Origin of the sequence: Vibrio panuliri, assembly GCF_009938205.1 — a bacterium.
Lineage (GTDB): Bacteria > Pseudomonadota > Gammaproteobacteria > Enterobacterales > Vibrionaceae > Vibrio > Vibrio panuliri.
On the sequence record NZ_AP019655.1, the window covers coordinates 541,673 to 555,727 of the forward strand.

Consider the following 14,055-nt stretch of genomic DNA (forward strand, 5'->3'; position numbering starts at 1 on the left):
TTGGAATGATTGGCTTGCACGAGGAACCTCGTGACTGAATCCAGCCGAGTCACTCCAAATTAAAATTAGCGATTTATTAAAATCGATAATCAGATGGTGTTTTACTTACTTCAGTAAAGGCCTCACAAGTTTAGATTTGTGTGCCCTGGTGGTGGAATTGGTAGACACAAGGGATTTAAAATCCCTCGGCGTTCGCGCTGTGCCGGTTCAAGTCCGGCCCGGGGCACCATCTAGAATATTAAGATGTGTGAGATTTAAATCTCTCCTTCGTGTCGGCCGGCCGAAATGTCGGACCATCAATTCCGGCCCGGGGCACCATCATCAAACTTAGATGCCTAAGTGAAATCATTTTCTCTAAGCATCAAGCACAATTTAAGGCGCCTTGGCAGAGTGGCTATGCAGCGGATTGCAAATCCGTGGACCTCGGTTCGACTCCGGGAGGCGCCTCCATTTACTTATCCCTTCATTACAGCATTTCGACGTTCTGATATAAAAAAGCCCCAGCCATAGGCCAGAGCTTAAACCACGATCTTAGTACTTATTTAGCGACTAAAGCAGCGTAATTTTGTTCGCTTCACACTCTTCTATCATCGTATCAGGCCAGATTGAAGATTGAACTTCCCCAATGTGCGCTTTTTGCAAAAAGAACATACAAATACGAGATTGACCGATACCACCGCCAATGGTGTAGGGTAGTGAGCCGTCAAGAACCATACTGTGGAATGGCAGTGTTGCTCTATCTTCACAGCCAGCCAGTGCTAACTGCTGCTTCAAGCTCTCTTCACTGACACGAATCCCCATCGAAGAGAGTTCTAATGCACTGTCGAGAACAGGGTTCCAAAACAGCAGGTCGCCATTCAATTGCCAATCATCGTAATCTGGTGCGCGACCATCATGTTTTTCGCCATTTGAAAGCGCGTGTCCAATGTTTTGGATAAACACTGCACCATACTCTTTACATATCGCGTTTTCTCGCCCTTTTGCGTCTAAATCTGGATATTTGTCGAGTAGCTCTTGCGATGTCACAAAAGTCACTTTTGCCGGCAAACGCTTCTTAAGAACAGGGTACTCCTGATAGATGTAGTTCTCGGTCTTTAGAAACGCGTTATAGATTTTTTCAACAGTGGCTTGCAGATACTCCTCGTTACGCATTGATTTATTAAGGACCTTCTCCCAGTCCCATTGGTCAACATAAATCGAATGAATATTATCGAGTTCTTCGTCGCGACGAATCGCGTTCATATCGGTGTAGAGCCCTTCATCTTCGAGAAAACCATATCGACCTAACGCCATGCGTTTCCATTTTGCTAATGAATGGACGACTTCAACATTGGCGCCATTGTCATCGAGCAGATCAAAGCTCACCGGACGTTCTGTACCGTTTAAGTTGTCGTTAAGCCCAGTTTCTGGTTTGACAAATAGTGGGGCGGAAACCCGCGTAAGGTAGAGCTCATAAGCGAGCGCAGTTTCGAAATAGTCTTTAAGTTTTTTGATTGCGACTTCAGTATCGCGTAGATCAAGGAGCGGTTGATAATCCGCTGGAATTTGCAGCTTCATTGAACTTCCTATGTTCTTGAAATGATGAGTTTCAATACCTTACGACAGAGCAGCATGAGCGTCTAGACGTAATCGTGATTTTTCCCTGATTTCTGATCAGAAAGTTTCATGGGCAAAACGTATTGGTAATTTTATTCATGTTTTGCCCATGAATATTAGCAGTTAGTACGCTGCGGCAGGGGTCAAGCGACGTTTCGCTACTGCCGTTACCATTACCAATGCACAAGGTAGTAGCCAGCTGGCATGTGCGTTATACAGCGGCAAGCTATCTTGAAAAACAGTATTCCAGCCCTCTGGCATCTTACCTAGGATATTGAGCGCATCGACGATGCCAAAAATCAGAGTGGTTAACATCACCATTAAAGTTGTTTGGCCACTTTTTTGCTGTGATGCAATGACTAATGACAAGGCTACCGGGCAAAGCACTAAAATAGCAGGCAAACTTGCTGCGATGATTTGCTCCAAACCAAAGTTAGCAATGACACCCGTTAAAGTGACAACAATTGCAGCGGTGAATGGCACTGGTGCTTTAAATGTTTGTTGGCAATACTCGGCGCACGCGTTGGTAAGACCGACAGTTGTGGTCAGACACGCGAGTATAATGATGCCAGCCAGTAGCCATTGACCATAAGCTCCGAATGTAACAGCAACATAGTTGGCAAGAATAACACCACCGTGAGTCGCATTGGCTGCAACAGAGGTAGAGGTTGCGCCCATATACCCCATCGCGATATAGCAAACAGACATTAATACCGCATAGATGATTGCAACGCGCGTTGCTGCGTGAGCGATTTGTTTTGGTGTGGAGGCACCACGACTGGAAATCGTTTGGATCACGACCCAACCAAAGCCGACTGCGGCGATGGCATCCATCGTCATATAGCCTTGGATAAGACCACTCACCAATGGTTTGCTTTGATAATCGCCACTCGGGAGTTGGATTGCATCAAGTGGGTTGATGATGGCTGAAAGGGCGAGGGCGGCCAGCATAAGGATTAAAACTGGGGTAATGATCTTGCCAATATAATCGACGAGTTTGCCGGGCTTGTAGGCGAGAAGATAGGTTAGGATGCAGAATACGACGGTAAATGGCAATAGCATATCGGTTGTAAAGAAAGGGGCTATCCCCATCTCATAAGCCACGGTAACGGCACGTGGCATCCCAAATGCTGGGCCTACTGCTGTGAGTAGCAGAACCCAAAATGCTGTCCCAATCCAAAGTGGTAGTTTGCTGGTCAGTGCAGCACTGCTGTTGAGTCGACCCAGCACGATTAGGGTGAGCGCAGGTAAGCCAACCGCTGTTAATAGAAAACCAAGCATTGCAAAAGGTAGAGCGGTTCCAGCTTGAAGTCCCAACAAGGGTGGGAAAATGATATTACCTGCACCCAAAAAGAGCGCGAAGGTCATCATCCCTGTGGCTAATAAGTCGTATTTTTTCACTGTCTTTTCCTGTCTTTTGTTGTGTTGCTTAAAAGACCGTCAGTGAAGCTTGCAAGAGAAGAAAATAGAGGATGCCTCTCCGCCAGCTTCGGCTGACGGAGAATAGCCGTCAGCCTAGCGAATAATCACCATAATGACAGCTACAATAATTTGGTTTACACGAGCGGCAACAAGCGTCAATAGACTAGTTTTATTTTCTGTCATTTGAACTACCTCCTGCGTAAATATCTCGTTAATGAAGTTAACTTATAACTTTTTATTTTGTATGTAAAGTGTCTTTATGGAGGAAAGTTGCAAAAAAAAGAAGAGGAGGTAGGTTCTCTGCGAACCTACCTAGTTAAGGAAATTTAGTGGGCAGCCTCTTTGACTTGGAATTGTTCCATCAGTCGCTGTAATGCTTCGATACTGTCCACAAGCTGACGAGTGCGCTCAATAGAGCTGTGGGAAGTCATTGAGGTTTCGTCTGCCAGTTGCTTAATGTTGACGATGTTACGGTTAATTTCTTGCGTGACAGAGGCTTGCTCTTCGACCGCGGCAGCAATTTGATGGCTACTGTCGTTCACATTATCAAGTTGGTTTGAAATGTTTCGCAGCATGCCACCCGTTTCGTCGGCGCGAACTTTACAGCGCTCAGAAAGCTCTAGTCCTTTGTCCATGGCACTGACCGCAGTTGAGGCCGTTTCTTGGAGCTGACGAATCATAGTGTGAATTTCGTTTGCTGACGAACCAGTTTTCGAGGCAAGGTTACGTACTTCATCTGCAACTACGGCGAAGCCACGGCCAGCTTCACCTGCGCGAGCCGCTTCAATTGCTGCGTTTAATGCTAGGAGGTTAGTTTGCTCCGAGATAGCGCTGATCACCTCTAAGATACCATCGATTTTCTGAGTATCTTGCGCTAACTGATTGATAATGCTCTGTGAGTTCGTTAACTCTTCCACCAGCATGTTCACTTCTGAGATCGTTGAGTCGATGGAAGCTAAGCCATTGCTCGAATGTTCATTCGCTTCTTCTGCCATCATTGAAGCGGCTGAGGCAGCGTTGGACACCTCGGCAATTGATTGAGTTAGCTCTTCAACAGCGGTCGCGACTTGTTCGGTTTCAGCGCATTGTTGGTTGAGGCTTTGACCCATTGATTGAATCGTCCCAAACTCATCTTCAGCAGAGATAAGGATATGACCAGACGTTTCTGTCGCACGTCCTGTAATGGCTCTCAGCTCTGCTTTGCGCATCATTAGCGCCAGTTCAACTTGAGAGTAGCTATCAAACTTGTTGGTGTAGACTTTTTCCATCAAAGGATTGTCGTAGGCTTGCTTTGCGATCGTTTCAAGTGAAGTAAAACGCTTGTATTGGATCCCCTGAATGATTAGCAATAGTAAAGCGATTCCAAGCCCGCCGAATGCAGCCCAGTGTTGTGTGAGCACCGACAAAGCGAAAGCGCTGAGGAGCAAAAGGGCAGCGAGTCCAAGCGATAATTTGTGATAATTAAAGCGAACTAAGTTGGTTTTTTTCCCTTCGCGTAGTTTTTTGTAAAGCGCGGCAGCGCGACTTATTTGACTACTATCCGGCTTAGAGCGAACCGATTGAAACTCAATAATATTGCCCTCAGCATCTTTAATTGGCGTAACAAATGCTGAAACCCAATAATGTTGTTCGTCAGTACATTGGTTTTTTACCAGTCCCATCCAACTTTTGCCTGACTTTAAGTAGCTCCACATCTGTTTGAAGGCTGCTTTAGGCATATCTTGGTGACGAACGACATTATGGGGTTTACCGAGCAACTCAGCTTCGCTGTATCCCGCAATTTCACAGAAATCGTGGTTCGCGTAGGTCACGTAGCTCGAGGGATCAGTGGTTGAAATCAGGTTGACGGTGTGACTGTATTCCTTATTTAAATGCGCATCTTGCGGCGCATCATTGGCGTTGTTCTTTTTCATATTCATTCCATAAGTTGGACAACAAGCGGTTTTATCTGTTCTTGTAGTTTTTCACACGCAATCATAAGAAAGGTTTAGAAAACAAGTATATGATGTAAATCAATATGATGAACGTATTATGAACAATCGGTTTTTTATTCTAATATTTTCGAGCTAATTTAATTAGACTTTAGGTAGTAGATATCGGGGAGCCTTTATTTTTCACCTAGCTAAGGCTCATTGTGAGTAAATAATTGGGCGTCGTGTTGCTGAGGAAATAGGCGGTAAAGGTCAAAACGCGATCGTTATGGGCGTAAAGTGACCATGCGATTGATATTTAAGAAAATAGTGTTGACGCGCAAAATTATTCCGGTAAAGTACGCCTCGTTCTCACGGCAAAGGTCGTCAGAATAGATGGTGTCTCCATCGCTTAACTGCGTTGCCCTGGTGGTGGAATTGGTAGACACAAGGGATTTAAAATCCCTCGGCGTTCGCGCTGTGCCGGTTCAAGTCCGGCCCGGGGCACCATCATAAAATTGAAGATGTGTGAGATTAAAATTTCTCCTTCGTGTCGGCCGGCCGAAATGTCGGACCATCAATTCCGGCCCGGGGCACCATCATCAAACTCAGATGCATAAGTTAAATCATTTTCTTTAAGCATCAAACACAATTTAAGGCGCCTTGGCAGAGTGGCTATGCAGCGGATTGCAAATCCGTGGACCTCGGTTCGACTCCGGGAGGCGCCTCCATTCTTTTTTACATTCTCTTCGCTCTGTATTTCCTGTATCAATTCCTTTATCTGGTTACAGTAAAATCGTCTGCAATCTTTGCTAAATTATGACGTTATTTTTCCGTTACTTGAGTATAAAGTCATAACCAATGACGTTTTGCAGGTTAAAAGCGGACTATCGAACTAAAATTACCTTCGATGGACGCTAACGAGTGAGAATGCACAGAGTGCTTAAAATCAGACAACAGCAGCAACTTATCGCATGTGAAGAGTGTGGATTGGTCTCCCAATTGCCTCAACTTAGGGAAGGGCAGGTTGCAAAATGTCCCCGATGCATGCACACGCTATCCAGTATTAGCCTCCAACCTTGCCAAACATTGATTGCTTACGCTTCAGCAAGTTTAGTCATGCTGTTGATCAGCCTGTCGTTCCCGTTTATGTCATTTAGTGTTAAAGGGATTACGCAAGAAATTTTCTTGATCAATACCGTCGCAATGCTGGATGCATTTGAACAGAGTGCGCTCGCACTGCTTCTTTTACTCACTGTGATTGCGCTGCCTGCGGTGTATCTAGTCACGGTGACTTATCTCTACTTACGTATCTGGCAACAAGAGTCACAAGGTAAATCGATCAAGATCAGTGCCAAAACGATTTTGATGTGTAAATGGATTTTCCGTTTTGAACCTTGGCTGATGGCAGATGTATTTCTTATTGGCGTTTTGGTGAGCCTGATTAAAATTGCTGCGATGGCAGATATTGGTATGGGGTACTCTTTTTGGGCGTTTTGCGCTTATACCGTGCTGGTTGTTAAAGCCATCTCATTAGTTGACAGGTTTTGGTTGTGGAATAAGTTACAGCCGACGGTTGCGGTGGAGGGCGTCACTGCAGGGCAAGACCATTTAAGTGGGAAACATTTGGATTGCCACCAATGTCATCAAATCAATCCAAGCCATTTGAGCCAATGTGTACGTTGCGGAAGCAAACTTCATCGATATGATCTTAGTGGCAGTTTGCAAAAGTCTTGGGCCTATTTAGTTGCGGCGATTATTTTCTATGTTCCCGCTAACCTTTACCCAATTATGTACACCACAAGTTTAGGTAGTGAGACGCCATCTACTATCATGGGGGGCGTAGTCTTATTGTGGCAACTCGGCTCTTATCCTATCGCGATGGTGATCTTTATCGCCAGCGTGTTTATACCAATGGCAAAAATGATCGCCTTGGCATGGATCTATTGGAATGCGAAACGGCCAAAGGCTTTCCTTTACGCTCGCGCGATTAAACGGCAAAAACTTTATCGAATTACTGAGTTTATCGGTCGCTGGTCGATGATAGACATATTTGTTGTGGCGATTCTTGTCGCCTTAGTTCAACTTCATAACTTAATGGCAATCACCCCTGGACCTGCCTCGCTCTCGTTTGCAGCGGTTGTCATATTAACCATGCTTTCTGCTATTTCGTTTGATTCAAGAAGCCTTTGGATCAACACCAGCACTGTTAAGGAGTGTCAAACCAATGAGTGATCAAAATGATGTTCAAGCGAATGTCAGTTCGAGAACCAATCTTTCTGCTGTGTGGCTCGTGCCTTTGGTCGCGCTGGGTATCGGTATTTGGATGCTATTTGAATACGTCAACAGTACTGGACCCGAAGTCACTCTGATCATGTCAGATGCGTCGGGTATTGAAGTAGGTAAGACGCAAATCAAGTCACTCAACGTTAAAGTAGGGGTTGTCACCGATGTTAAGTTGGGGGCGAACTATGAAAACATCGTAGTGAAAGCGCAGATGGATAAAGACGCAGAACGCATGCTGCGTGAAGATAGCCAGTTCTGGATTGTTGAGCCAAGAGTAGGCAAAGAAGGCATCTCTGGATTGGAAACCTTGTTGTCTGGTGCTTATATCCAGCTGCAACCGGGTAAGTCACAGCAACGCAAAACACGTTTCGAGGTGTTGGATGTTCCGCCCGTTGCACCACCGAATGCACAAGGTATCCGCGTTATTCTTAACCATGAGTTAGCAGGGCAACTTAACGTTGGTGACCCAGTCATCTATCAAGGTTTTACCGCCGGACGAGTAGAGAAAGTGACCATAGATGCCGAGAAACGCATTGCGAACTATCAACTGTTTATCTTTGAACCGTTTGATGCGCTTGTGCGCACGGCGAGTCAGTTTTGGCTAAATTCAGGGGTCGATCTGCAACTGAACGCGGAAGGTTTCAAGGTGCGAATTGATTCGATTGAATCTCTGCTTGGTGGTGGGGTGAGTTTCGGAACACTTGAAAAAGACAACCCAGGTGTTGTGGTTGAAAAAGATTACCAAGAATATCCTTTGTATGATGATAAGGGGGATGCTGAAGAAGGCATTTACCGCCAGTCACTGTCGTTTGTTGTGATGTTCTCTGATTCGCTGCGCGGTTTAAAAGTCGGCGCACCAGTTGAGTTTCGAGGTTTGAAAATCGGTACAGTGACCAAAGTGCCTTGGAAGCGAGCTCAATTAGATGAAGGTTTGGATGTCAGTAAGATTGGCGTCAAAATCAAAATCGAACCGAGACGGATTTTTGAGCACGATAACTCGTTGGAGAAAGCTCAACTGTTAGCGTTGTTTAAACAAGAGTTTGCCAATGGGCTAAGAGCGAAATTGCATACCGGAAGCTTGTTAACTGGCGCGCTCTATGTTGATTTGGATTACGTTGAGCCTGAAGCCAATTTTGTCACTCAAGAAATCGATGGTTATACCGTGTTCCCTTCGATGCAAAGTGAACTGGCCGAGGTGCAAACCAAGATGATGGAAATCCTCAATAACTTGAGCGAGCTGCCATTGGGTGAGAGTGTGTCTTCGTTAAACCGCTCCTTGTCTGAGCTGGAAAAAACCTTAATCGCTGCTGAGAAAACCATGAATAGCATTCGGACTATGGTTGAGAGCGATGAGACGCAATCTTTACCACAAGAAGTGAAGCAGAGTTTACAAGAGTTGCAGCGCACACTCGATAGCTTCAACTCAAATTCGAGCGTTTATCAAAACCTTGATGATAGCCTAATCGAGCTAGAAAAAACCATGAAGGCTCTGCAGCCAGTATTGAAAAAAATTGATCAAAAACCGGACGTGTTGATCTTTGGTGAAGATAACAATGCAGATCCTCTGCCACAAAAAGGAAGCACAAAATGAAAAGAGTATTATTAGGGTGTGTGTTTTTGCTGGCAGGGTGTGCTGGTCAATCGGCAATGAGCCATCAAAGCTATTTATTGCCTGATGTAAACCAGACCAATCTGGTCACGAGCAGCGCACCGTTGCTCGTGGTGGAGGTCGAACTTGCGCCCTACTTAGATGTGAATGGCATCGTTTATCGAACATCGAGCACCGAAGTTGTCGAAGCGAAGCAAAACACATGGGCGATGGATGCCGGTGATATGGTTCAGCGCCAAGTGATCGCGATGCTACGAACGATGCAAAGCCAATATTGGCCGGTTGACCCTAATCCTTCATTAAAGCTAGCCGATCAGCCTAAGCTTTTAATTAAGCTTGATAAGTTTAACGGTAGTGTCGCGGGAAATGCCGAAGTTTCTGGCGAATGGCTATTACTGAGCCAGTCAGGCGAGATTATCAAAGGTGAAGGGTTTAACCACACGGTGGCTTTAGATCAGGATGGCTATGCCGCGTTAGTGACGGCGCTAAGCCAAGCGCTAAGTTTGACGGTTTCTGACGTGAGCAAGCAGATTTAACATGTCTACCAGTAATAAAAGAAGAGCCCAAATGGCTCTTCTTTGCTATTGGCTATCGCGTCACTTCCGTTAAATTGAACATGGGTCTTGTTTGTTTTGCATCTCTTGCTGTCTCATTGGCATGGCGTCGACCGTTTGTTTTACCATCGGCCAATCGGTGGATTTTCCCCAACGTAGTTTTTCAGTGCCATCTTTGCCGATTAAAATCGCGGTATGCTCATCGGGGTTAACTCGATAAAGGTTAAATAGTGCGCCTAAATCAAACTGCTGCTCTACCCATTCTGGTTGCGTATAACCATCTTGCGTAATAACAAGAGTGACAATGTCACGGCTGGATAAGGCGCAGTCATTGAGCAGTGTCTCAAGTTCAAACTGCGCAACATGCTCATCTTGCGAGGGAGCAAAATAAATGACGCTGCGATGAGGCCAATGTTGCCCATAGTACGGATAGGCAAAGGCAGTTGCAGAGACGATAGACGCGAGAAAAATGATTAGGCGGATCATATAAAGTTCCTACATCACTACTGGTATTCATTCTCCTTGTATACGAACAGTATAGTGCAATGTAGCAGTGGTCATTGCGCCTAGGGGGAGGACAAAACTGACACTCGCCGTCAGCTTAGTGATAAAATAGATAAAAGAAGAGATTGATAGTAAGCGTAAAGAACAATGGCCAAGCCCCAATCAGACATCCTAATCGGTGAGTTACTCAAAGAGTATCAAACGGTGGCGTACATGATGAGGATCTATTGTCAGAGCCATCATCAGCGCGAGCAGGGGGAGGAGTTGTGTACGGACTGCCAGCAACTGCTTGATTACGCAGAAGTGCGCCTAGACCGATGCCCCTACGGTCAAAACAAACCAACCTGCAATCGTTGCCCAATTCATTGTTACAAACCAGAGCCAAAAGCAGATATGAAAGCGGTTATGCGTTTTTCTGGGCCGAGAATGCTGCTGCCTCATCCCATTTTAGCGATTCGTCATCTGCTGCATGAACGGCGACCAGTACCCACGACGAAGCCTGCTGCAAATCAATCAAACCGTCATCAGCGAGGCAAAAAATAAGGGAGCGTGTTGCTCCCTTATCAAAAGATTCATGTTTTGTGGCGTTTATTCGCCTGCCATTGCTTGGCGCTTAGTTTTGATACTCGCAAGTAGCATGTAGATGCACGTTGCTAGCAGCGCTGCAAATAGGTAACCCAATAGACCTTGTTCACCCATCATAAAGCTATCAGCCAGTACAGGACCTGCAACTGAGCCGACACTGTAGCTAAATAGCATCACTTGAGTGACCGACACAATGTATGCAGGGTCAAGTTTGTCACAGCCCAAATTGATTGCCACAGGGTAAAGCGCAAATACCGCCATACCAAGGATAAACAAGCTCACGCCAAGTACGTGAATAGTCTCGTTCATCGCAACCATGCTGATAGATGCCACGCCCAACAAGCAGAACATCGCCATTAGCAAAGTACGACCCAAGAACTTTGAGAACCAAGGAACAAGAGGTTGCACCGCCATACCGCCAAGGATAACAAGCGCCATTAGGCCACCAAGGTTTTCGTTGGCGATACCACGGTTATGTAGTTCAACTGGCATTAGGCCATAAATAGCGCCTAATGTTAGACCTGAAACAATACACCCGATGATCGCAGCATGGTTTAATTTACTAATTTGCTTAAGCGATAGTGCACTGCTTTGGCCTTCTTCTGGTTGATCGCTACGACCAAACATCAAGACCAAAATAGCCAGAGTCAACAACGCTAGGATCGCGATAAAGGGAATGCTTCCAGTAATACCCAAGAAGCCGATACCCAGTTGACCTAATGAGCTACCGCCATATAGCGAACCCATGTATAGACCAAGGCGTTTTGCACGCGCACTTTCGTCGCCGTGAAGCAGCCAAGACTCAACAATCACGAACACACCAGCTACGGCGACGCCTGCAACAAAACGAGAGGTAAGCCATGCAGAGGTGTAGATCGCAGTAGGCAATACAATAATGGTAGCGATAAACGCGATCAAACAGCCGATAAATGCTTTTCGGTGACCAACCTTATTCACGATTGGCTCAAACACCATCGCACCAACAAGAAGACCGGCATAAAACACACTGGCTAACCAACTCGCTAACGAGCTATCCAAACCATAGTGTGGAAGCATTAGCGGAATTAGGCTCATTAAATAGCCAGACGCAACCGCATACAGAGCCAGCGCAATCACAGGGACTGAAATGCGAGCTTTAGGAGCAGTGGCAAGAGTGTTTTCCAATGTAGTGTCCTCTAAAAATTTGGGTGGAAAATCGGTGGTTTATGGGCGGGACTATGGGGATTTTTTGAACAGGCGTAAAATGAAATGTTTTGTCCTTTACGACAAAATAAATCTATCGTTATCCTAGGTAGATAATTATATGCAAAAAGCCGAAAATACATGCAAATTTTCTTCTTTTATTGCATAAAATGAATTGTCGATAGATAGATTTATCCTTTGTGATAAAAGGAGTTCGAGGTTTTTTCGTAAAATTAATCCTAGGAAATAGTGGTTATCTTGCCAGTGAAGGGGCTAGTAGGTGTTTTATCTTGTTTGGTGAGTGACGTTTAGCTGATTGATTTACCGAATTAGCCGTGGGAACTCTTTAGGTGACTTGACAGATTTTCCATTCCACACGATCGCGATTTTAGAGTTCGCTTTCTATCGAGATAAGCGTAGTAGACAAAAATCAGCTCAACGAATTTCGCTGAGCTGAGTCGTTAATGTTGTTAAGTGGTTCGGATTAGATAAATTTATGCTTTTTGTTCAATATTGACTGTGGCAAGGGCTTATTTAAGTACCGCTGCACTTAACCATTGTGAAAACTGGCTTTTTGGTAGGGCTCCGTTGATAACATCAACTCGCTGACCGTTTTTGAACACCATAACGGTTGGAATACTTCTAATCTGGTACTGAGCCGCAAGGTTTTGCTGGGCTTCGGTATCGATTTTTACGAAGCGAACTTGACCGGCTAACTCCTGCGCGACTTGCTCAAACACAGGGGCAAAGCCAACACATGGATTGCACCATGGCGCCCAAAAATCAACGACAACGGGTTGGTCACTGTTAAGCAGCGCGGTGAAATTGAGTTCAGTTCCTTCCACAGGTTTACCATCAAGTAGTGGCTGTTGGCACTTACCGCATTTTGGGCTTTCACCGATACGTTCACTTGGAACGCGATTAACGCCCTGACAAGAAGGGCAACGAGTGTTGAATGTAGACATGACGCTTTCTCTTTTGATTTTGTTTTAACTTGCCGAATCACATTGGGTGACTTGAGTGAACATCCTCAAATAACCTCAAGGTGCTTGAGTATAGTTATATACCTAAATCACAGTAAGATGAAGACGTTTGAACTGGGTGTGGCGGTTTTGTTTTTCACACAAGTATATGGTGAATGACATAGGTTGGAACTCGCTTCTTGAAGCGACTTGGGTATACTAACTAGGTTAAAATAAAAACATAAAGGCAGATAATGACCAACTATTACGCAGAAATAAGCGGTTGGGGTAAGTGCCTACCTCCGGCCCAACTTTCAAATGACGACTTAAGTACCTTCCTCGAAACTTCTGATGAATGGATTCGAACTCGAACGGGTATTGAAAAACGTCGTATTAGCCATGCTGACACCTCTGAAATGGCAACCGTTGCCGCGCAGCACGCTTTAGCGTGTGCGGGGATTACCGCCCAAGAAATTGATGTAATCATTGTCGCGACGTGTTCACCTGACTCACTAATTCCAAATATTGCGTCAAAAGTATCGCAAAACCTAGGTATCAAAGGTGCTGCGGCATTTGACTTAAACGCAGCATGTACGGGTTTCGTTTACGGGCTTGAGACTGCAACGCGTCTTATCCAAGCGGGTAACTACAATCACGCGTTGGTGATTGGTGCAGAGCGTCTTTCGTTTTATATCGATTGGACGCAGCGAGACACTGCCGTGTTGTTTGGTGATGGTGCTGGTGCAGTGGTGCTGAGCAAAACCGAACAGGTTGTTGGCTTGCAACACGCGCAGTTGGGCTGCGACTCTCAAGGACGTGATATCCTTGCCGTGCCTAAATTTGGTACTTCAATGGAGCGATTTGCCGCTGACAATGGTTACTGGGAATTTAACTTTGTTGGTAAAGAAATTTTCAAACGCGCAGTGAAAGGCATGGGCGCGGCGGCTCACAAGGTGTTGGCTCGCAGTGGTTTGTCGACAGAGCAAGTGGATGTTGTCATCCCTCATCAAGCCAATATCCGTATTATTCAAACCTTGTGTGACATGGCAGGAATTAGCCAAGAGAAAGCGTTTGTTAATATTCAAAATTACGGCAATACATCCGCAGCGACCGTTCCGATCGCGTTGTGCGAAGCACTTGAGCAGGGCAAAGTTCAACCCGGTGACAACTTACTTTTGGCAGCGTTTGGCGCAGGCTTAACTTGGGGGGCTGGCCACATTAAGTGGGGTGAGCGTGTTACACCGATTAATCATAGTGACGCGCAGTTAAGCGAGTGTCACAGCAGTGCGCTTGAACTGCTGTCTTACGCGATTGAACAGTGTAAAAACAAACCCGTTTAACTTAAGCGCATAATACTTGGTCATGGAGTTGTCGATATATCCGCATCTCTGTGACTAAGTTTGAAGCGAGCGCGAGTATAGCTATAGTGACTCTTTGCGAGGAGT

Annotated in this window: 11 protein-coding genes and 4 tRNA genes; 9 read left to right on the forward strand and 6 right to left on the reverse strand. The window is 45.5% G+C overall.

Annotated features, from left to right (window positions below; translation table 11 throughout):
* The first annotated feature begins 142 nt into the window (after positions 1 to 142).
* Both GZK95_RS17215 and GZK95_RS17220 read left to right on the forward strand, forming a co-directional pair.
* A tRNA-Leu gene (locus tag GZK95_RS17215) sits at positions 143 to 229 on the forward strand.
* Positions 230 to 376: 147 nt separating this feature from the next.
* A tRNA-Cys gene (locus GZK95_RS17220) sits at positions 377 to 450 on the forward strand.
* Between the two features lie 99 nt (positions 451 to 549).
* Here the strand turns inward: GZK95_RS17220 and asnA are convergent.
* The 3 genes from asnA to GZK95_RS17235 form a co-directional block, all read right to left on the reverse strand.
* Positions 550 to 1,557 carry an aspartate--ammonia ligase gene (asnA, locus tag GZK95_RS17225; protein ID WP_075715917.1) on the reverse strand — a complete coding sequence of 336 codons (1,008 nt, stop codon included), beginning with the start codon at positions 1,555 to 1,557 and terminating at the stop codon, positions 550 to 552.
* A 162-nt stretch (positions 1,558 to 1,719) separates the two neighbouring features.
* Positions 1,720 to 2,997, reverse strand: coding sequence for a branched-chain amino acid transport system II carrier protein (brnQ, locus tag GZK95_RS17230; RefSeq protein WP_075715918.1), 1,278 nt, complete (start codon positions 2,995 to 2,997; stop codon positions 1,720 to 1,722).
* Between the two features lie 347 nt (positions 2,998 to 3,344).
* A complete protein-coding gene (locus tag GZK95_RS17235) occupies positions 3,345 to 4,931 on the reverse strand; it encodes a methyl-accepting chemotaxis protein (RefSeq protein WP_075715919.1) in 1,587 nt (528 codons plus the stop codon).
* Positions 4,932 to 5,351: 420 nt separating this feature from the next.
* Here GZK95_RS17235 and GZK95_RS17240 point away from each other — a divergent pair.
* The 5 genes from GZK95_RS17240 (at position 5,352) to GZK95_RS17260 (ending at position 9,359) form a co-directional block, all read left to right on the forward strand.
* Positions 5,352 to 5,438, forward strand: a tRNA-Leu gene (locus GZK95_RS17240).
* Positions 5,439 to 5,585: 147 nt separating this feature from the next.
* Positions 5,586 to 5,659 (forward strand) — tRNA-Cys (locus GZK95_RS17245).
* 199 nt (positions 5,660 to 5,858) lie between these two features.
* A complete protein-coding gene (locus GZK95_RS17250) occupies positions 5,859 to 7,163 on the forward strand; it encodes a paraquat-inducible protein A (RefSeq protein WP_075715920.1) in 1,305 nt (434 codons plus the stop codon).
* Positions 7,156 to 8,805, forward strand: coding sequence for an intermembrane transport protein PqiB (gene pqiB, locus GZK95_RS17255; protein ID WP_075709714.1), 1,650 nt, complete (start codon positions 7,156 to 7,158; stop codon positions 8,803 to 8,805). The genes GZK95_RS17250 and pqiB overlap by 8 nt, the downstream gene beginning before the upstream one ends.
* A complete protein-coding gene (locus GZK95_RS17260) occupies positions 8,802 to 9,359 on the forward strand; it encodes a PqiC family protein (protein ID WP_075715921.1) in 558 nt (185 codons plus the stop codon). The genes pqiB and GZK95_RS17260 overlap by 4 nt, the downstream gene beginning before the upstream one ends.
* A gap of 69 nt (positions 9,360 to 9,428) precedes the next feature.
* Here GZK95_RS17260 and GZK95_RS17265 read toward each other — a convergent pair whose 3' ends face one another.
* Entirely contained in the window at positions 9,429 to 9,863 is a 435-nt protein-coding gene (locus tag GZK95_RS17265; protein WP_075709060.1) for a DUF4174 domain-containing protein, read from the reverse strand.
* Positions 9,864 to 10,028: 165 nt separating this feature from the next.
* On the opposite strand from GZK95_RS17265, the gene GZK95_RS17270 reads away from it, so the two are divergent.
* Positions 10,029 to 10,424, forward strand: coding sequence for a nitrous oxide-stimulated promoter family protein (locus tag GZK95_RS17270; RefSeq protein ID WP_075715922.1), 396 nt, complete (start codon positions 10,029 to 10,031; stop codon positions 10,422 to 10,424).
* A gap of 45 nt (positions 10,425 to 10,469) precedes the next feature.
* Here the strand turns inward: GZK95_RS17270 and GZK95_RS17275 are convergent, their stop codons facing one another.
* Both GZK95_RS17275 and trxC read right to left on the reverse strand, forming a co-directional pair.
* On the reverse strand, positions 10,470 to 11,630 hold the full coding sequence (locus GZK95_RS17275; protein ID WP_075715923.1) for an MFS transporter: 1,161 nt from the start codon (positions 11,628 to 11,630) through the stop codon (positions 10,470 to 10,472).
* Between the two features lie 548 nt (positions 11,631 to 12,178).
* Positions 12,179 to 12,613 carry a thioredoxin TrxC gene (trxC, locus tag GZK95_RS17280; RefSeq protein WP_075715924.1) on the reverse strand — a complete coding sequence of 145 codons (435 nt, stop codon included), beginning with the start codon at positions 12,611 to 12,613 and terminating at the stop codon, positions 12,179 to 12,181.
* Positions 12,614 to 12,864: 251 nt separating this feature from the next.
* Between trxC and GZK95_RS17285 the strand changes: the two genes are divergently transcribed.
* Positions 12,865 to 13,950, forward strand: coding sequence for a ketoacyl-ACP synthase III (locus tag GZK95_RS17285; protein WP_075715925.1), 1,086 nt, complete (start codon positions 12,865 to 12,867; stop codon positions 13,948 to 13,950).
* The last annotated feature ends 105 nt before the right edge of the window (positions 13,951 to 14,055 follow it).

Excerpts from the sequence above, each read along its gene's own strand:
- GZK95_RS17260 (WP_075715921.1), top strand. The coding sequence starts at position 8,802 with ATGAAAAGAGTATTATTAGGGTGTGTGTTTTTGCTGGCAGGGTGTGCT.
- asnA (WP_075715917.1), bottom strand. The coding sequence starts at position 1,557 with ATGAAGCTGCAAATTCCAGCGGATTATCAACCGCTCCTTGATCTACGC.
- GZK95_RS17265 (WP_075709060.1), bottom strand. The coding sequence starts at position 9,863 with ATGATCCGCCTAATCATTTTTCTCGCGTCTATCGTCTCTGCAACTGCC.
- GZK95_RS17270 (WP_075715922.1), top strand. The coding sequence starts at position 10,029 with ATGGCCAAGCCCCAATCAGACATCCTAATCGGTGAGTTACTCAAAGAG.
- GZK95_RS17250 (WP_075715920.1), top strand. The coding sequence starts at position 5,859 with ATGCACAGAGTGCTTAAAATCAGACAACAGCAGCAACTTATCGCATGT.
- trxC (WP_075715924.1), bottom strand. The coding sequence starts at position 12,613 with ATGTCTACATTCAACACTCGTTGCCCTTCTTGTCAGGGCGTTAATCGC.
- GZK95_RS17285 (WP_075715925.1), top strand. The coding sequence starts at position 12,865 with ATGACCAACTATTACGCAGAAATAAGCGGTTGGGGTAAGTGCCTACCT.
- pqiB (WP_075709714.1), top strand. The coding sequence starts at position 7,156 with ATGAGTGATCAAAATGATGTTCAAGCGAATGTCAGTTCGAGAACCAAT.
- GZK95_RS17235 (WP_075715919.1), bottom strand. The coding sequence starts at position 4,931 with ATGAAAAAGAACAACGCCAATGATGCGCCGCAAGATGCGCATTTAAAT.